The following is a 17653-nucleotide window of genomic DNA, read 5'->3' as shown; positions in this document are numbered from 1 at the left end:
AACGTCAGATGGCTGGCGTGACGTTGGCGGCGATCAGCGCGCCGAGGGCCTGCGCCGCGCCGGCTTGATGGTCCAGCGCCAGGCCGTGCGCCATGCTGGCCTGGTCCTGCATGCTGCGGTTCTGCCCCAGCTTCCATTTTCCCGTGATGCGCGTGAGGGGAATCTCGATGCCGACGATGGCTTTCAATAGCTTGTCGATATAGGCGGCTGGCGCATCGCTCACCCGCCACGGCGTGGCTTGATCTGCCTCATGGCGCGCCGTCAGGCGCTCCAGCAATCCCATCAGCCACGCCGCATCGTCGATGGCGCGCAGGGGGCCGTGGGCGTGTACGACCGCGTAATTGAAGGTCGGCACTACCTTGCCGCTGCGCTGCTTTTCTGTATACCAGGCGGGCGTGATGTAGGCGTGCGGCCCCTGGAAGATCACCATGCAGTCGTCGTCCGCATCGGCGGCGCGCCACACGGGATTGGCGCGCGCCACGTGGGCGCGCAGGATGCCGAACGGGGCGTCAAGCGTGGGCGCGGCGATCTCGAACGGCAGATGGTCGGCGCACAAGCCATCGGCGCCATGGCGCACCAGCGCCCCCAGCGGGTGACTGGCAATCAGGCCATGCAGCACGTCGAGGCGCTCTTCGATAAAGCTGGCGGGCGAGTACATCTAGCGGGCTCCTTCCACCACCACGTCGGCCGTGAGCGAGTTGGCGATGTAGCAGCGCGCGTGCGCATCGTGGTGCAGGGCGGCCAGCGCCTCGGGCGATGGCGCTTCGCCTGCGAAGGCGATGCGCGGACGCAGCACGATGCGCGTCATGGCCGGGCGGCCCGCAGCATTTTTTCCCAGCTCGCCGACGGCCTCGTCGCGGTAGTCGTCGATGACGTAACCGCGCTGCGCTGCCAGCGACAGGAAGAACAGCATGTGGCAGCTCGACGTGGCGGCCACCAGTGCTTCTTCCGGATCGATATTTGCCGCCACCGACATGGGCAGCGGCACGGACAGGGGCGACGACGAGGCGGGTACCGTCAGGCCGCCGTCGAACTGCCATTCATGGCCACGGCTGTAGCGCTGGCCGGCGAAATCCTGGCCGTCGCGCTGCCAGGCTATGGTGGCGAAAAACTGATGCATGGGTGCTCCGCAAGAGTGAGGGATGCGCCATCTTAGTGCCAGTCTTGGCTATTTAAAACAGCCAATAAGTGCTATCTTGAGGCTACCAATATAAGGGCCATTCCACCATGCCGGCTTCCCACCTGCACCAGATCATCGCCGCCTTGCCGCTGCAGCGCGGCGCCAGCGAGCCGCTGTATCGCCAGCTGTATGCGGCCATCAAGGCCGCCATCCTCGATGGCCGCATGGGTCCCGGCATGCAGCTGCCGCCCACGCGCGATTTTTGCCGCCTGCTGGACGTGTCGCGCCAGACGGTGCTCAATGCATATGCGCAGTTGGCGGCCGAAGGCTATCTCGATGGCGCCGTGGGGCGCGGCACCTTTGTCAGCCGCGACGTTCCGCTGCCCGTGTCCCTGGCCGCGTCGGCCGCCAAGGCGGACGCGCCCGGCCTGCTGCGGCCCCTGTCGGCGCGCGGGCAGGGCGTGGTGGCGGCCATGCGCCAGGTGGCGTTCCACCGGGGGCCGCTGCGCGCTTTTCGCGTCGGCATGCCGCGCATCGACCATTTCCCGTTCGACGTGTGGAACCGCCTGGCAGCGCGGCGCTGGCGCCGGCCCGACCACCATTTCGGCTACAGCGACCCGGCCGGCTACCTGCCGCTGCGCGAACTGCTGTGCGTGTATTTGAAGGCGTCGCGCGGCGTCCGGTGCACGCCGCAGCAGATCGTCATCACCTCGGGTTCGCAGCAGGCGCTGTTCATGCTGTCGACCATCCTGCTGGCGCCCGGCGATTCTGCCTGGATGGAGTCGCCCGGCTACCGGGGCGCCAGCGGCCCGCTGCGCGCGGCCGGCGCGCAGGTTTTTCCGGTGCCCGTCGATGCGCAGGGGCTCGACGTGGCGTATGGCGTGGCGCACTGCCCGCAGGCCAAGCTGGCCTACGTGACGCCATCGCACCAGCTGCCGCTGGGCGTGAGCATGAGCTTGCCGCGCCGCCTGGTCTTGCTGGCCTGGGCCGCGCAGCACAAGGCCTGGCTGGTGGAAGACGATTACGACAGCGAATACCGCTACGCGGGCGCGCCGCTGGCGTCGCTGCAAAGCCTGGACCGCGATGGCTGCGTGGTGTACGTGGGCACCCTGTCGAAAGTGCTGTTCCCGGGACTGCGCCTGGGCTATATGGTGGCGCCGCCCGCGCTGGCCGAAGCGCTGGTGCAAGCGAAGGCCGTGATGGACCGCCACACGGCCATCGTGCCGCAGATGGCGCTGGCCGACTTCATCGCCGAGGGGCACTTCGGCCGGCATATCCGCCGCACGCGCGACAGCAATGCCGAGCGACGCGACCTGCTGGTGCGCGGCATTGCGCGCGAACTGGGCGACCAGCTCGCGTGCGGCCCGGCCGACAGCGGCCTGCAACTGTGCGCGTATTTCCGCGCCGGCCACGATGAAGAAACCGTGTCGAGCGCGGGCCTGGCGCGCGGCATCGAATTGCGCCCGCTGGGGCACTATGCCGATCCGCTAGCTGGCCCGGAGTGCGCCACGCCGCCAGGGTTGCTGCTGGGCTTTGCGGCGATTCCCCCGGCCGAGATGGCGCACGGCTTGCAGGAACTGGGGCGCATCCTGCGCGGCCGATAAACTATACTGGCAGTTGCCCGCATATGAAGAACCCGACCATGAATACTACCCGCTGCTCCTGGGCCAATCCGGCCAATCCCCGCTATCTCGATTACCATGATACGGAGTGGGGCGTGCCCTGCCACGACGAGCGCCGGCTGTTCGAGATGCTGAACCTGGAAGGCGCGCAGGCGGGCCTGAGCTGGGAAACCATCCTCAACAAGCGCGACACCTACCGTGCCGCTTTCGACAACTGGGATGCGGAAAAGATCGCCGCGTATGGCCCGGACAAGGTGGCCCAGCTGCTGGCGGACCCCGGCATCGTGCGCAACCGCCTGAAGGTGGCGGCCGCCATCACGAATGCGCAAGCCTACTTGCGCCTGCGCGTGCAAGGACAGACCCTGGACAGCTTCCTGTGGGCGTATGTCGATGGCCAGCCCATCGTCAACAGCTGGCAGCCGGGCGCATTTCCCGCCAAGACAGCCTTGTCCGACAAACTGTCGAAAGACCTGGCCAAACTGGGCTTCAAGTTCGTCGGTTCGACCATCATCTATGCCTACATGCAGGGCATCGGCATGGTCAACGACCATGCACCGACCTGCTTTTGCCGTGCGGGGCACTGATGCGCCGCGCTCTCGTCCTGCTCGACACGGATTTTGACGGCGCGCGCTTGCGTGCTGTCTGTGCAACGCATGGGGGGCGCCGCCTGCATTACATCGCGCTGGCGCCGCGTCCCGTCGATGCCAGCCACTTGCCCGAAGAGTGGCGCATGCAATGGCCGCCTTGCGTGCCGGGCCTGCACCGCATGGTCTCGCGCGATGGCCTCGTCACGCTCGATGTGCTGATCGGCGAGCCCGATGCCTGCCTGGCGCAGTTGTCGGCGCGCGTCGATGAAGTGCATCTGGCCTGGGTGCCGGCAGCCACGCCGCTGCTGGCGCGCCTGATGGTCGATGGCGCCCGCCTGCAGGCCGTGCACCTGGACGAGGCGCAGCGCGCGGAGTTGCAAAAGAATGGGTTTGTTTTTGACGAGAGCCGTTTGCGCGCCGTGTTTTATGCGCGGCGCGCAGACGCCGTGAGCGCAGCGGCGCCCGAGCGGCGCGCCATCGTCATCGGCGCGGGCGTGGCCGGCGCCGCCGCCTGCGAACGGCTGGCTGCGCGCGGCTGGAAGGTGACCTTGATTGAACGCCACGCGCAGCCGGCCGGCGAGGCGTCGGGCAACCTGGCCGGCATCTTCATGCCGCTGATGTCGAAGGACGACAACATCGCCACGCGCCTGGTGCGCGCCGCCTACCTGTACTCGCTGCGCCGCTGGAAAGACCTGGGCGGCATCGGCGCCGCCATCGAGGGTGTGCAAAGCGGCGTGCTGCACCTGGCGCGCGACGGCGCACATGCGCAGGTGCAGCGGCAGATCGCCGCCAGTGGCTTGTATCCACGCGAATTCGCCCGCTGGCTGGAAGCGCCAGAGGCGAGCGCCATGCTGGGCGCGCCGGCGCCCGACGGCGCCTGGTGGTTCGAACAGGGCGGCTGGGCGCGCCCGTCTTCCGTCTGCGCGGCCATGCTGGACGCCTGCGGCGCCTTGCTGACGCGGTGTTTTTCCAGCAGCGCCCTGCGCCTGGAGCGTGGCGATCAGGAATGGCTGGTGCGCGATGCGGACGGTGCCCTGATCGCGGCCGCGCCCACCGTCATCCTGGCGGCGGGCACGGGTGCCGTGGATTTCGAACAGGCGGCCGGCCTGCCGCTGGACGCCGTGCGCGGCCAGGTCACGCACCTGGCCGAAGGCAGCTTGCCATCGTTGCCGTTTGTCGTCTGCCGTGAAGCCTACATGACGCCGGCGCACCAGGGCGTCGCGTGCGTGGGCGCGACCTATGACGCCGACGCGGACAGCAGCCTGCGCGTGGCCAGTCAGGAAGACAATATCGCGAAGGTCGCCGACATCCTTTGTGTGGCACCGTTCGCCGCGCCGCTGGCCGGGCGCACGGGTTTTCGCTGCATGGCGCCGGACCGCCTGCCGCTGGCGGGCGCCTTGCCCGACCCGGGCGTGCCAGGCCGCTGCGAGCGCCTGCGCGACGTGCCGCGCTGGCCCGGCCTGTTTGGCTTGCTCGGTTACGCCTCGCGCGGTCTGATCTGGGCGCCGCTGGCGGCCGAACTGCTGGCGTGCCAGCTGGAGGGTGAGCCGCTGCCGCTGGAGAGTCAATTGGCGGCCGCGTTGGACCCTGCGCGGTTTTTATTGCGCGAGCGCCGACGGAGCGCCTGAAAAAGGGTGCATCGCGTTTGGTGGGGGCGGCATTGTTGCGTCATGTCACGGACTTTGCGCATGGCTGGCAGGCGTGCGCAGGCTGGCGGTATAATTTATCCTTGGCAATATTCAAGCTGCGGCCCCAAGGAGATATCCGGTGGAAGATCAACACAGCTCGCCCGAGCTTTTCCTGTTCCTGGCGTCGACCGTGCACGACATGAAAAACTCGATCAGCGTCGTCAGCGGCACCCTGGAGTCGCTGCTGGCGGCCGAGCAGGCCAAGCCCGCGCCCCAGGCCGACCCCGCCTACCTGCAGATGGCGCAGATGCTGTACCAGACCAAGCGCCTGAACGACAACCTGATCCAGCTGCTGGCCCTGTACAAGGAAGTGGGCAAGCCCGGCTACCCGTTCGACGTGCAGCCGCAACTGGTGAGCCAGGTGGTCGACCAGGTGGTGGACCAGGAAAAGATCCTGCTGCTCTCGAAGGGTATCCGTCTGGAGACGGCTTGCCCGCCGGAGCTGATCTGGACCCTGGATGAAGACCTGGTCATCGGCGTGCTTGCCCATGCCATCAACAACGCCATCCGCTACACGCAGGACACGATCCGCCTGTCGGTGCGGGAGCACGACGCCATGCTGGAACTGCGCGTGGAAGACAATGGCGACGGTTATACGCAGGCCTTGCTCGACGCGGGCAGCGCGGCCATGGATGGCATGGCGGCCGGCGTGAATTTTTCCACCAACAGCACGGGCCTGGGCCTGTATTTTTCCAGCGAGGTGGCGAAGATGCACAAGCACCGGGGCAGCAGCGGCAGCATCGCCCTGGAAAATGGCGGCGCGCTGGGCGGCGGCTGTTTCATCCTGCGCCTGCCCTGAACGAGGATGCCATGACGACAGACAGCCACGCCACCGCCGCCGAAGCGGGCAGCACCGACTGGGCCGACAAGCATTATCTGCTGGTCGACGATTTCATCGGCATCCGCATCCTGCTGCGCGAATCGCTGCGCAATCTGGGCGCGCGCCATATCGACCAGGCGGCCAGCGGCGGCGAAGCCATGAAGCTGCTGGCCAAGACGCGCTACGACGTGGTGCTGTGCGATTACAACCTGGGCGAAGGCAAGAATGGCCAGCAAGTGCTGGAAGAGACGCGCGTGCGCAACCTGACGGCGCCATCGAGCGTGTGGCTGATGGTATCGGCCGAGAAAAGCGTGGAATCCGTGATGGGCGCGGCCGAGCACCAGCCCGACGCCTACCTGATCAAGCCGATCACGGAAGGCGTGCTGCTGACGCGCTTGAACCGCGTGTGGCACAAGAAGCAGGTGTTTCGCGAGATCGACCAGGCCTGCATGGAAAAGGATTATCTGCGCGCCGCCAAGCTGTGCGACGCGCAGATCGAGCTCAACAAGTTGCACGAGCTGGAACTGCTGCGCATGAAGGCCAGTTTGCTGCTGAAAAGCGGCGAGCCGGAGAAGGCCCGCGCCGTGTACGAGAAAGTGCTGGCCGAGCGCGATTACAGCTGGGCCAAGGCGGGTCTGGGCAAGATCCGCATGAACAACGGCGAGCACGAGGCGGCGCGGCAGATCTTCCAGGGCGTGATCGTCGAGAACAAGTACTACATCGATGCCTACGACCAGATGGCCGTCGCCTACCAGTTGATGGGCCAGCACGAGGAAGCGTGCGGCGTGCTGGAAAAAGCGGCGCGCCTGTCGCCCAATTCCGTGCCGCGCCAGCGCAACCTGGGACTGGCGGCCTTGAAAGTCGGCAATGTCAGCATGGCGGAAAAAGCCTTCCGCAAGTGTATTTCCATCGGCGAGTTTTCCGTCATGAAGACGCCGGACGCCTACCTGGGCCTGGCGCGCGTGTGCGGCCTGAAGAAGGATGCCAAGGAAGCGCTGCAATGGCTGCTGCTGGCGCAGCGCGAATTCTCGCCCGAGCAGATTGGTTTGCGCGCAAAGATCACGGAAGGCATGGTGCACCACGAAACGGGCGATTACCGGCGCGCGCGCAAGTGCGGCGACGAACTCGAAGCCATGCTGCTGGAAGACCCGGCGCGGCCCGAGAAAAATATCTGCATGGAGCTGGCCACCCTGCTGTTCGCCGTCGGCGTCAAGGATGCGCCGGCTGGCCTGCTGTGCTACGTGGTGAAAAACAACCACGACAACCAGGTGGTGCAGGACGAAGTGCAAAAGATTTTCGACAAGGCGAAGATGGGCGACGAGGGCACCAGCCTGATCATCGCCTCGCGCAAGGAAGCGTCGGACTTGATGAACAAGGGCGTGTTGCTGTGGAAGACGGACAAGCTCAACGAAGCGGTCGCGTGGATGCGCGCGGCACGCGAAAAGCTGCCCAACAACTTGCGCATCCTGTTCAATTCCGCGCAAATCATCGTGTCTTTCCTGGAACAGCGCGGCTATCAGGCGGAATTGGCGGCCGAAGCCATGGAAGTGTTGTTGTATGTAGACAAAATTGCACCAGGGCAGCAGCGCTTCGCGCAATTGATGGAGCAACTGGTGCAGCTGACGCCGCCGCCCGGGCCGGAAGAGGCTGTCGTGGTCGCGGAAAAAGCGCCGCCGGCGCCGGAAAAAGGCGGAAAATCCATGCGCGAGCGTGCCGGATGATAAACTAGGGGCCAGCGTGGGTTCGCCCGTGCTTGAGTTGCTTTACAACAATAAGGAAGAAACTATGCGTGATGTGGTCAATGAAGTGTACAAAAAAATGAAAGTCGGCAGTATTGCCTGGGTACGCCCGGTCGCCGCCAAGGGAGACACGCTGGAAACATTCCAGTCTTCGTACGAGCACGCCAAGGCGCTGGCTGACGAAGGCCTGATCACGATCGGTGACGTAAAACGGCAGGCCGACAACATGATCGAGGCGATCCGCATTCATCGTATCGCCTGATCATATTGCCGGCTTGTAGCATCAGGCCTTGCCTGGCGCTTTCGCCTTGGGTGCCGCGCGTTTCGCGGGCGCCTTGCGCAGCGGGGCCTTGGCCTTGGCTGTCGTGCCTGCCTCTGCCGGCTTGGCCGGCTTGCTGGCCTCTGGCTTGGCTTTGCCTACGCTACCAAAGCTGGCCGCTGCCGCACTGGCGGCATCGGGCGACATGGCCGTCGATACGGCTTGCTTGAACTGATCTTGTAACAAATTCCACCAGGCACTTGGATTGGCCAGCTGGGCTGCTGCCTGGCTGCCCGCATCGCCGGGCGCCGCCGCAGCCGGTTCTGGTGCGGGCGCAGGTGCGGGAGCCGGAGCCGGTTTTGGTTCAGGCGCCGCAGGTGCGGCTTGCTGGAAAAACGCGGAAGCGTAGGGCACGGATTCAAACACGGTTTTCTCGCTGGCGCCCGGTTGCGTGATGGCCGCCGCCAGTGACGCACCCATCGATTTCAATGTGGCGATGGTGCCGCGCTGCACCTCCAATGCCTGGATACTGCCGCGCAGCATGCTGGTATTGAGGTTCAGCCAGGCTTCGACGGCCTTCAGGTCGCTGATTTTCTTGTCCAGCTCTTCCACCGACATGGTGGGTGCCGTGATGCCAGGCATGCCCATGCCGGGCACGCTCATGCTGCCCCACAGGTTTTTGACGAAGTCGAGCGTATCGGTCACAACTGCTGCGCCCGGCATCTGGGGCATTTGCGGGTTTGCCATGCGAAATCTCCTGGTAGATGGATAGGCTTAGCGTAGCAGATATCGGCTTGCAACTGACGTAATACCGCCAACATTTTCTTACATAAAACATTAAGAGTTGAGCACGGGCAAGAAGCGGGAAGCGCAGTGGAAGCGTTACACTACGGCCTATGATGCCTGACTCCTTCTTTTCGCCACCGCGCCGCCGTACCGTCATCTTTGTCGCGGTCATCGGCGCACTGCATTACGTGGCGCTGGAGTGGCTCACTTCGCGTGCCAGCATGGTGCCGCTGGGACAGGAGCATGCACAGGTGGTCAGCATGGCATTGATCGCCGAGCCGCCCAAACCCCTGCCGTTGCTGGCGCCGCCGCCCGAGCTGCGGCCCGTGCCCGAACCCCGCTTGCCGCCACCACCGCCGCTGACGGAGCTGGCGTCGAGCGAAACGCCCCAGTTGACGGCGCCCGCCAGCGACGTGCCGCAAGGCCCGGTCACGTCATCGCCGGCCGCAGTGGCTGCCCCGGCCATCACGGCGCCCGCGCCCGCCGTGGCGGCTGCGCCCGCGCCGGCCAGCGCGCCGCCGCCCGTCGAGCAGGCACGGCACTACAAGACGAATGTGCCCGCCTCGGCCCAGTTCGACCTGCACGTGGACCGGCGCGATGCCGACGGCACCAAGTGGCAGGGCGTGGCCGCGATGGCGTGGGACAACCGGGGCGACACGTATCAGCTGAAATTGGAAGTGGGCTTGAGCATGCTGATCACGCGCATCAACCTGCTGGTGCTGACCAGCGAGGGCGTGATCGATGGCAGCGGCATCGTGCCCGTCATGGCCACGGAGAAACGCAAGGGCCGCGCGCAAACGGCCACGCATTTCAACCGCGACGCCAAGGCCATCACGTTTTCCGCCACGACGGCCATGGCGCCATGGCAGGAGGGGGCGCAAGACAAGGCCACCGTGCCGTTCCAGCTGGCCGCCATCGGCCGCGCCGACGTCAACCAGCTGGCGGGCAATATCGACATCCTCGTCGGCGAGGAAAAGGAAGCGACCGTGTTCCGCTTCCAGCTGGTGGGCGAGGAAGAACTCGATACCGACATGGGCCGCCTGGTGACCTGGCATCTGCGCCGCCCGCCCAAGCCCGGCACGTATTCGTCGCAGCTCGATATCTGGCTGGCGCCATCCATGCAATGGTATCCGGTACAAATACGCAATACCGAAGCGAACGGGGCGCTGACCACGCAAACCGTGACCAAGATCTCCGTAAATGATTCAACAGGAAAATAAATGACTACTTTGACTATTTTGAAACGCGTCCTGGCGGCAAGCCTGCTGGCCGCCACCCTGACGCCCGCCATGGCGGCGGACGAGCCGGTGGACCATCCCGTCATCAAGCGCCCGTACAAACTGGCGCCATCGGCCGACCTCGTCTATTCGATCAAGGCGAAACAGCGCGGCATTGCGCTGTCCGGCGAATCGGTCAGCAACTGGCGCGCCGGCGACGGCAAGTATTCGCTGCTGGCCGAAACCAAGGCAGCCCTGTTCGGCAAGATACTCGAACAGCGCAGCGAAGGCGCGGTCGACGATTACGGCCTGGCGCCAACCCAGTTCGTGGAAAAACGCTTCCGCAAGGAAGCGGCCACGACCACCTTCAAGCGCGACAGCAAGACTATCGTCTTCAGCGAGGGCGATGACAGCTATCCGCTGAAAGGCGGCGAGCAGGACCGCAACAGCACCGTCTGGCAACTGGTCAGCGTGGCGCGCGCCGCTCCCGAAAAATTCACGCCCGGCTCGGAATGGAGCTTCTTCGTTGCCGGCCGCCACGACGCTGAACCGTGGACCTTCAAGGTCGTCAAGCAGGAGACCGTCGCCACCGGCCAGGGTTTGGTGGAGGCCGTGCACCTGATCAAGGCACCGCCGCCGGACAAGAAGGGCCAGCAAGTGGACCTGTGGCTGGCGCCATCGCTGGAATGGTATCCCGTGAAGGTGACGTTCGCCGATGAAGACGGCGATTACGTCGAGCAAACCTTGCAGAAGATCGTCAAAAAGTAAGTGCTTGCTATAGTTGTGGGGTCAGACCCGCCGGGGGGAGGTGCCCAGTGGGCGCATCCCGATTCCGAAGGAACTGACCCTTGTCCGCCCGTTTTCGCCATCAGGAGTCTTAATAAGCAGGCGCCAGCGTTGCGCGGCGTCCGCAGCTCCCCCTCCCGCACGCTAAATTGCATGTCAGAACTGATATACTGACGCCCCCGCCCCGCAGCGCCGCGTTAGCCCGCTGCGCCGCCCGCTGAACACTCATCCGGAAAAGAATGATTGATATAATGGCAAGTGCAGCCGTGGCTACGGATGCAAATCAGACAGAGCAAGAGCATCACGATTCCTTGCAGGCGCATTTCCAGCCCAATATTTCGGCCGACGAGATCGAGCAGGTGTTTCATTTGAAGCGGGCGCAGCCCCTGCTGCAAGTGTTTACGGCCCTGTTCCATGGCGGTTTCGATGGCGTGCTGGTGCGGCTGCTGGTGTTGCGCGAGCTGGCGTCCGATGCGGCTACGTCCGCCTACACGCGCGCCGATATCAACACGAAACTGGCATACCTGTTGCCGGAAAGCCTCGAAACGGTCTTGCTGCGCCTGCGCTCGAACCAGTTGCTGGCCTGGGATGCGCAGCAGGGCGTGTACCGCGTCACGCCGATGGCGCGCAATGTGCTGTCCGCCATCGACAGCCTGCTGGGCCTGGGGCAGACGGAAGACGAAGCGGAAATGGGTTTCCTGCTGTCGCAGGTGGCCGGTGCGCAAGCCGTCGGTGGCGTGTCGGTCGAGCAACTCCAGCATTTGCTGGGGCGCCTGGTGGATTTGACGGAAGAATTCTCTGACGCCATCGCCTCCGGTTCCGAATTCCGGCTGCGCACGGCGCAAGCGAAGTGGAACATGGCGTGCGACTGGGTCGAGAAGGGTTCCGAGATTCTCGTGGCGATCACTTCCGATGAAAACGCGGACAGCGCCACGCACAAGGCGGCGCAGGCGATCGGCCGCGCGCAAAGTAAATTGCTGAACATGCAAGGCATGTTTTCGCGCGCCCTGAACCAGATCGAGCGCCAGCGCGTGCACCTGGGCCAGTCGGGCCTGTCGACCACGGACATCAAGCGCTGGCTCTTGCTGCACGACGACCTGGCCAGCCTGGCCGAGGGCGCCATCGACCAGCCCGTCGTGCCGCTGTTTTCCACGCCGGCCGAGATGATCGACGTGGCGGAAACGGAACTGCTGTCCGAACGGGCGGCGGGTGTCATCAACACGGGCCTGCCCAGCGGAGAGGACGCGCCCACCACCATCAGCGACGGTCCCGCCATGCAGCTTGAACTCGATGACTTGCTCGAACGCCTGTCGAACTTTGCCAGCCTGGGCAATTTCCCCAGCATCGGCGAAGAGGGGCCGAAGAGCGTACCGGTGCAGGACTCGCTGCTGCCGGCCAGCTTTGCCGTGGCCTCGTACCGCGCCTCGATGCTGCCGCTCTTGGGCGACGTGTCCGAAGCGAGCTTGCAAGGCTCGACGGCAGAACTGGCCCGTTTGCCGATCACCTTTACACCGACCGACGAGATGGTCCAACTGACCGACCCCCACGTGGCGGCCATGTCGATCGCCTCGCTTTCACTGAATGTTTCACTTGATTTAGATAGCGGCACTGCCGATGAATGACGATTCCCAAATCCTGATTGCGCGCCTGCTCACGCATCAAACCCTGCGCCGCGACGACAAGCTCGTCAAGCGCGTGCTGTCCGACGAGCTGTTCCGCGCCGAGATCGATGCGCGCCTGCTGGCCTGCGGCTTGAAACTGCTCGACAACGTGTATGCCGACCACGTGACCCTGGCCCTGACGCGCACCATCGAACCGAAGATCTTCGGCGCGCGCGACGTCTGGCAAAACAACAATTTTGGTTTGGCGCGCGATGGTGTGGCCTTGCTGGTGGTGCTGTGGGCGCAGATCATCCTGCCCAAGCGCGAGCGCCAGGAAACGCACCAGCACGCGGACGATGACCAGAACGATATGTTTGGCACGGAAAAGCCGCTGCCGCGCGCGGAAGACGCGTCGATCGGCATTTCCTACAAGGCGCTGTTGTCGGACTTCGGCGACAAGCTGGGCAAGAAGACGCGCATGGACATGAACCTGGGCACCCTGGCCAAGCTGGGCTTCATCGAGCGGCGCGGCGATTTCATCCTGGAAGGCCCGCTGCTGGACCTGATGATGGACACCGACGTGCTCAAGGAGCGCATCATCAACGGCGCCCTGGCTGACGTGTTCAAGCGCGCGCCGGCGCGCCTGGTGGCCGTCGACCTCGACGCTGATTTGTCAGCCGACCTGTCCGCCGACCTCGGCGACCTGCCTGACGCCGGCGACGAGCCCGCGTCCGACCTTCCTCACTGAAAGCGCCCATGTTTCATATCAAATCACTTGAACTGGTGCACTGGGATTACTGGCAGCGCATCAAGAATATTCCGCTCGATGCGAAGATCATCACCATCGCGGGACAGAATGGTTCCGGCAAGACCACCTTGCTCGACGCCTTGCGCACCCTGTTCGGCCTCGACTGTTCCATGGGGCGCACGTATAAACACTATGCGCGCCATTCGGGCCAGCAGACGGCCTGGCTGCGCGCCGTGGTCGACAACAAGAACGTGGGCAAGCAGCTGTCGAACCGCCCGTTCCGCAGTTCCGGCTTCTTCAGCGACGATGAAGTGACCCTGTTTTGCCAGATCCAGAAGAATGGCGGCGACTGGAAGCGGCAGTATCTGATGCGTCCGGGCAATGTGCAGATCGAAGACATCACGGACGCCAACGACTGGCTCGGCGTGGAAAATTACCGCAAGCGCCTGGCCAATGCGGGCCTGTCGCCCGCCATGTCGAAAGTGCTGGCGCTGGAGCAGGGCGAGACGGATAAACTGTGCGAATACGCGCCGCGCCAGCTGCTCGACCTGGTGTTCCAGGTGTTCGGCGACAAGGAAGTGCTGGACGCCTACGACGAAGCCAAGCGCCACCAGCGCGATACGGAAGTGGAGCTGAAACGCTTCGAAACAGAGCTGGAAGCGTCGAAGACCAACCTGGAAGGCTTGCGCCTGCGCGTGGCCAATTACCACCAGTGGGAAGGTTTACATAAGGAACGCCGCAACCTGCTGGAAGAAGTGCTGCCCAGCTTGCAATATCACGAGGCGCGCGAAAAGGCGGCCACGGCCAGCCGGCAATTGCGCGATGCGCGCAAACCGATGGCGCAGGCGGACCAGCAGCTGACGGACAAGCGCAATGCGCTGGCCGCGCAGGCGAAGGCCCTGTCCGACGCGCAGATGAATGAAACCCTGCTGGAACAGGAATCGATCGGCTTGCAGAGCCGTTTGTCCCTGATCAATGCGAAACTGAAACCGCTGGACAGCTTGCTGGAACAGAAAGACCGTTTGCACAAGCTGGCGGCCGATTCGGGCAGCGACATCGCCGAAGTGGCGGCCCAGCTGGAACAGAAGGAAGCGCAATTGCTGCAGCAGCGCCAGCAGCGCGACGCCCTGTCGGCCCGCATCGCGGCCGAGCAGGCAACGATTGCCGCGCTGCAAGGCAAGACGGCCATGCCGGAGCCGGACAATGTGCGCGGCATGCGCCGCGCGCTGCGCGATGCGGGGATATCCCACGCCATGCTGTCGGATATCGTCGAAGTGACGGACAGCCGCTGGCAGGGCGCCGTCGAAGGCGTGCTGGGCGGTTACGCTTCGGTGGTGTTGCTGGACAAGGCCAAGGATGCGCCCGCCGCCTACCGTTTGGCCGAGAAGGAACGCTATCGCCACTTCATCGTGCCCGACCTGGTCACGGCGCCAGTGGCGAAAGACGAAAGCCTGCTGGCCGTGGTGAAATTTTCCGCGCCCGTGCCCAGCTGGCTGATCGAGCAACTGTCGCGCATCGCGCGCGTCGATTCCGTCGAGGCCGGTTTCAAGCTGGGCAACCACGAAGAGTGGATCACGCCCGAGGCGTATCACCGCGAACGCCGCGGCGGGCGCTCGCTGTTCGTGGAAGCGTCGCGCTACCGCTTCGGCCAGGCTGGCCGCAGCGGTCGCCTGGAAGCGCTGCTGCGCTCCTTGCCGGGCCTGGAAGGCCAGGAAGACACCTTGACACTGGCGATCTCGAAGCTGGCGGCCGAAGTGGGCGCCCTGAAGGCGCGCATCGCCGGCGTCGACGCGGCCAAGGAACTCAGTGCCCGCCAGGAAGAATTCGCCGAAGCGCTGCGCAATTCGAAGCCGCTCAAGGAAGAGCGCCTGGAAGTGGGCGGCCGCCTGGGCGAGTTGCAGAATCTCACCAAGAACGCCACCGTGGCGCGCACGCGTGCCGATACCGTGTGGCAAAACGCGCGCCTGGCCCTGTCGGAAGCGGAAGCTGGTGCGCGCCTTGGCTACAAGAAGCAGATTGAACAGCGCGCCGAGCATGCGCGCGCCTTGCTGGCCTTGCGCCATGCGTGGCGCCACTTGCCGAAAAGCTGGCGCCGTCCTGCGCGCCGCGCGGCGCTCGTCGCCGAGCACCAGAATGCGCACCAGGTCGATCTGCGCGTGGCCAGCCTGCAAAACAGCCTGGCGCGCGACGACTGGGAACTCGACGCTACCGTTATCGACCAGCATCACCGCCTGTCGGACCAGCTGCATGGGCGCCAGTCGGAAACGGACGAGCGCCGCTACCAGAACAACCGCGCCATCGAAGCGACGGGCAATGCCCGCGGCGCCTACATGGAACGCTTGCGCTACACCATCAAGACCTACAGCAAGAACATCAAGGAACTGGGCGAACTGGCCGGCATCGAAGTGCATGCCGACCCCGTGCGCCTGGAAAATGACGATGTGCAGCTGTCGCAGGCGGGCTTGCACGTGCGCTTCAAGTTCGACGGCAAGGGCGTGATCGGCATGAACGATGGCGAAGCGTCGGGCGGCCAGCAGGTGATGAAGTCGCTGGTGCTGCTGATCGGCCTGCTGAAATCGGAAGACGGTTCCGGCGGCTTCGTCTTCATCGACGAACCGTTCGCCCACCTCGATATCCGTAACATTCAATTGGTCGGCGAGTTCCTGAAAAACACGGAAGCGCAATACCTGATGACGACGCCGTTGACGCACAACACGGATGTCTACGATCCGTCGGAGCTGACCTTGATCACCAGCAAGAAGAAAAAGGATACCCAATGGGCGCAACCGATTTTCGTGCTGCAGCGCCGGGTCGATCCCGTGACGGGCAAGGCGGCGTGATGCGCCGTTTGCTGCTGTCGGCCGCGCTGGCGCTGGCGTTCTCGGCGCCAGCGATGGCCAATGACGGCATCGGCTCGGTCAGTGCCGGCGGCATTATCGTCGGCAAGACCGACGCCGTGGCCATGAAAAAGGAAGTGCTGACGGTCAGCACGGAATTGATCAAGGTCGAGTACGAGTTCCTCAACGAATCGACAAGCGATGTGGAAGAGACCATCATCTTTCCGCTGCCCGCCTACGAGGCCGGCTATCACCAGTCGCCCACATACTATGGCCAGCCGCGGCAGTTCTCGATCGAGGTCGACGGCAAGCGCAAGGATTACCAGACCGTGCTGCTCGCCAAACTCGACGGCCGTGACGTGACGGCGCGCCTGCGCCAGTTGGGCCTGTCGGACGCACAGGTTGCTTATTTCCCGTCATTCAGCCCGTTCGAAAAAAAGGTGGCGCCCTTGAGCGCCGCGCAGCAAAAAGCCATGGTGGCCGAAGGCTTGCTGGCCAAGCTGTCCGAAGACGAAGAATGGGTGCCGGCCTGGTCCGTGACGGTGGTCTACCAGTGGCAGCAGACATTCCCTGCCGGTAAAACGGTGCGCGTGCGCCATCAATATGCCCCCTTCGTGGCCGCCGGTCCTGGTGCTTCTTACTTGGGCGAAGGCAAGGAGTTCGAACAAAAATATTGCGGCGACAAGGCTTTCTACAAGACGTGGAACCGCCTGGCGGCACAACAGGGGGAGGGCGGCTTCGTCAATGCCAAGTGGGTCTCGTACATCCTGAAGACTGGCAACACCTGGAAGAATGGCATCGAAGACTTTACCTTGAATCTGGTCAAGGGCAAGCCGGATGAGCTGATCAGCCTGTGCTTCCCCGGCACGTTCACGAAGATCAATCCCACCACCTTGCAAGTGAAACTACGCAACTTCCGTCCGCAGCAGGATCTGAACGTGTATTTCGGCAATGTCGAGAATGGCAGCGAGAATACGGGCGAAGCGCCTGCGCTGCGTAGCAATTACTTGCTGAAGAAATAGAAAGATATCGCCTTGCCAACTGCAACTCTCATGCGTCCTCTGCGTATCGTGTTCCTGGGCGCGCTGCTTGCCGCGCCCGCCGCCTGGGCCGACAGCCATACCGATTTCCAGCAAGCCAGCGGCCAGCTGGAAGCGCTGATGGCCAAGGCGACGCCACACAGCGGCTTGCCGCGCCTGCGCGACCCTGACGTGGCAGCATTGTTTGCCCGGATGACCGATGCACCGCACCTGTTTCAGGCGCCCGTCGCGGCGCTGCAAGACATGAACCAGAGCGTGGCCCTGTGCGAGCGGGCAACCAATCTGGGCAAGGCATATTATCAATTTGGCCTCGAGCGGCCGCTGCCGCTATCGGGTGCCGAATTGCAGCAGGCGCGCAAGGAGCAAGTGACGCAAAACCTGGCCGATTATGGCGATGAAATGAGCGCCATGTTCGCCTTTGGCTTGCATTGCCATGCGCACCTGATTGGCTTGATGGAGCAGGAATTCAGTCACCAGCCGCTGCCGGAGGTGAGCAGCGCGGAGCGCATGCGCGCGCGTGCCTTCAGCAAGGGCACGACCACGGCTTACTCTGGCGTGGTGCAGTTCGTGCAAGCGCCGTTCTGGAACGTGGCGCAAAAGCAGCGCATGCTGGAAGCGGCCGCGCAGCACGCCACGGCGAATGTCGCGCTGATGCCGCCGCCCTTGCGCGAGCGTCTGCTGAACAGCCTGGCTGATGCGGACAAGGACCTTGATCCCGCCCTGGCGCCGGCGCTGGCGACGATCCGCCAGGCGCTGTCGGCGACGACGTGTACCGGCCTGTGCCAGTACTATTGACGGGATGA

16 protein-coding genes are annotated in these 17653 nt (G+C 64.3%); 13 read left to right on the top strand and 3 right to left on the bottom strand.

Going from position 1 to position 17653, the window contains the following annotated elements:
• Positions 1-4: 4 nt before the first annotated feature.
• Together AC54AF_RS01965 and AC54AF_RS01960 are read right to left on the bottom strand one after the other, a co-directional pair.
• A complete protein-coding gene (locus AC54AF_RS01965) occupies positions 5-658 on the bottom strand; it encodes an FMN-binding negative transcriptional regulator (protein ID WP_496635022.1) in 654 nt (217 codons plus the stop codon).
• The gene (locus AC54AF_RS01960; RefSeq protein ID WP_496635020.1) at positions 659-1120 is read right to left on the bottom strand and encodes an OsmC family protein; all 462 of its coding nucleotides are present in this window, start codon (positions 1118-1120) and stop codon (positions 659-661) included.
• Positions 1121-1227: 107 nt separating this feature from the next.
• Between AC54AF_RS01960 and pdxR the strand changes: the two genes are divergently transcribed.
• The 6 genes from pdxR (at position 1228) to AC54AF_RS01930 (ending at position 7838) form a co-directional block, all read left to right on the top strand.
• Complete coding sequence (pdxR, locus tag AC54AF_RS01955; RefSeq protein WP_496635018.1) at positions 1228-2724, top strand: MocR-like pyridoxine biosynthesis transcription factor PdxR; 1497 nt, start codon at positions 1228-1230, stop codon at positions 2722-2724.
• 38 nt (positions 2725-2762) lie between these two features.
• Positions 2763-3326: a DNA-3-methyladenine glycosylase I gene (locus AC54AF_RS01950; protein ID WP_496635016.1), complete on the top strand. Its 564-nt coding sequence runs from the start codon at positions 2763-2765 to the stop codon at positions 3324-3326.
• Positions 3326-4957 carry an FAD-dependent 5-carboxymethylaminomethyl-2-thiouridine(34) oxidoreductase MnmC1 gene (gene mnmC1 / locus AC54AF_RS01945; RefSeq protein WP_496635014.1) on the top strand — a complete coding sequence of 544 codons (1632 nt, stop codon included), beginning with the start codon at positions 3326-3328 and terminating at the stop codon, positions 4955-4957. The genes AC54AF_RS01950 and mnmC1 overlap by 1 nt, the downstream gene beginning before the upstream one ends.
• Before the next feature lie 139 nt (positions 4958-5096).
• Complete coding sequence (locus AC54AF_RS01940) at positions 5097-5816, top strand: sensor histidine kinase (protein ID WP_496635012.1); 720 nt, start codon at positions 5097-5099, stop codon at positions 5814-5816.
• 11 nt (positions 5817-5827) lie between these two features.
• The gene (locus tag AC54AF_RS01935; protein ID WP_496635010.1) at positions 5828-7558 is read left to right on the top strand and encodes a response regulator; all 1731 of its coding nucleotides are present in this window, start codon (positions 5828-5830) and stop codon (positions 7556-7558) included.
• 16 nt (positions 7559-7574) lie between these two features.
• Positions 7575-7838 carry a hypothetical protein gene (locus AC54AF_RS01930; protein ID WP_225317168.1) on the top strand — a complete coding sequence of 88 codons (264 nt, stop codon included), beginning with the start codon at positions 7575-7577 and terminating at the stop codon, positions 7836-7838.
• A gap of 21 nt (positions 7839-7859) precedes the next feature.
• Here the strand turns inward: AC54AF_RS01930 and AC54AF_RS01925 are convergent, their stop codons facing one another.
• Positions 7860-8582, bottom strand: coding sequence for a PhaM family polyhydroxyalkanoate granule multifunctional regulatory protein (locus AC54AF_RS01925; RefSeq protein WP_496635008.1), 723 nt, complete (start codon positions 8580-8582; stop codon positions 7860-7862).
• Between the two features lie 149 nt (positions 8583-8731).
• Between AC54AF_RS01925 and AC54AF_RS01920 the strand changes: the two genes are divergently transcribed.
• The 7 genes from AC54AF_RS01920 to AC54AF_RS01890 all read left to right on the top strand — a co-directional run bounded on the left by AC54AF_RS01920 (position 8732) and on the right by AC54AF_RS01890 (position 17645).
• Complete coding sequence (locus AC54AF_RS01920; protein WP_496635007.1) at positions 8732-9841, top strand: DUF3108 domain-containing protein; 1110 nt, start codon at positions 8732-8734, stop codon at positions 9839-9841.
• On the top strand, positions 9842-10606 hold the full coding sequence (locus tag AC54AF_RS01915; protein WP_496635005.1) for a DUF3108 domain-containing protein: 765 nt from the start codon (positions 9842-9844) through the stop codon (positions 10604-10606).
• Positions 10607-10875: 269 nt separating this feature from the next.
• Complete coding sequence (locus tag AC54AF_RS01910) at positions 10876-12246, top strand: hypothetical protein (RefSeq protein WP_092608970.1); 1371 nt, start codon at positions 10876-10878, stop codon at positions 12244-12246.
• The gene (locus AC54AF_RS01905) at positions 12239-12973 is read left to right on the top strand and encodes a hypothetical protein (protein WP_131689360.1); all 735 of its coding nucleotides are present in this window, start codon (positions 12239-12241) and stop codon (positions 12971-12973) included. The genes AC54AF_RS01910 and AC54AF_RS01905 overlap by 8 nt, the downstream gene beginning before the upstream one ends.
• An 8-nt stretch (positions 12974-12981) precedes the next feature.
• Positions 12982-15813, top strand: coding sequence for an ATP-binding protein (locus AC54AF_RS01900; RefSeq protein ID WP_496635003.1), 2832 nt, complete (start codon positions 12982-12984; stop codon positions 15811-15813).
• On the top strand, positions 15813-16832 hold the full coding sequence (locus AC54AF_RS01895) for a DUF4424 family protein (RefSeq protein WP_496635001.1): 1020 nt from the start codon (positions 15813-15815) through the stop codon (positions 16830-16832). Before AC54AF_RS01900 ends, AC54AF_RS01895 begins: the two co-directional genes overlap by 1 nt.
• 30 nt (positions 16833-16862) lie before the next feature.
• Positions 16863-17645 carry a hypothetical protein gene (locus AC54AF_RS01890; RefSeq protein ID WP_496634999.1) on the top strand — a complete coding sequence of 261 codons (783 nt, stop codon included), beginning with the start codon at positions 16863-16865 and terminating at the stop codon, positions 17643-17645.
• Positions 17646-17653 lie beyond the last annotated feature (8 nt).

This window comes from Janthinobacterium sp. JF4, from assembly GCF_059617925.1.
The sequence above is the reverse complement of the archived record's forward strand: the minus strand, read 5'-3'. Positions and strand labels throughout refer to the sequence as shown.

What these genes read in the sequence shown, in the direction of transcription:
- AC54AF_RS01965 (WP_496635022.1), bottom strand. Translation starts at nt 658, where the DNA reads ATGTACTCGCCCGCCAGCTTTATCGAAGAGCGCCTCGACGTGCTGCAT.
- AC54AF_RS01960 (WP_496635020.1), bottom strand. Translation starts at nt 1,120, where the DNA reads ATGCATCAGTTTTTCGCCACCATAGCCTGGCAGCGCGACGGCCAGGAT.
- pdxR (WP_496635018.1), top strand. Translation starts at nt 1,228, where the DNA reads ATGCCGGCTTCCCACCTGCACCAGATCATCGCCGCCTTGCCGCTGCAG.
- AC54AF_RS01950 (WP_496635016.1), top strand. Translation starts at nt 2,763, where the DNA reads ATGAATACTACCCGCTGCTCCTGGGCCAATCCGGCCAATCCCCGCTAT.
- mnmC1 (WP_496635014.1), top strand. Translation starts at nt 3,326, where the DNA reads ATGCGCCGCGCTCTCGTCCTGCTCGACACGGATTTTGACGGCGCGCGC.
- AC54AF_RS01935 (WP_496635010.1), top strand. Translation starts at nt 5,828, where the DNA reads ATGACGACAGACAGCCACGCCACCGCCGCCGAAGCGGGCAGCACCGAC.
- AC54AF_RS01925 (WP_496635008.1), bottom strand. Translation starts at nt 8,582, where the DNA reads ATGGCAAACCCGCAAATGCCCCAGATGCCGGGCGCAGCAGTTGTGACC.
- AC54AF_RS01920 (WP_496635007.1), top strand. Translation starts at nt 8,732, where the DNA reads ATGATGCCTGACTCCTTCTTTTCGCCACCGCGCCGCCGTACCGTCATC.
- AC54AF_RS01915 (WP_496635005.1), top strand. Translation starts at nt 9,842, where the DNA reads ATGACTACTTTGACTATTTTGAAACGCGTCCTGGCGGCAAGCCTGCTG.
- AC54AF_RS01910 (WP_092608970.1), top strand. Translation starts at nt 10,876, where the DNA reads ATGGCAAGTGCAGCCGTGGCTACGGATGCAAATCAGACAGAGCAAGAG.
- AC54AF_RS01905 (WP_131689360.1), top strand. Translation starts at nt 12,239, where the DNA reads ATGAATGACGATTCCCAAATCCTGATTGCGCGCCTGCTCACGCATCAA.
- AC54AF_RS01900 (WP_496635003.1), top strand. Translation starts at nt 12,982, where the DNA reads ATGTTTCATATCAAATCACTTGAACTGGTGCACTGGGATTACTGGCAG.
- AC54AF_RS01895 (WP_496635001.1), top strand. Translation starts at nt 15,813, where the DNA reads ATGCGCCGTTTGCTGCTGTCGGCCGCGCTGGCGCTGGCGTTCTCGGCG.
- AC54AF_RS01890 (WP_496634999.1), top strand. Translation starts at nt 16,863, where the DNA reads ATGCGTCCTCTGCGTATCGTGTTCCTGGGCGCGCTGCTTGCCGCGCCC.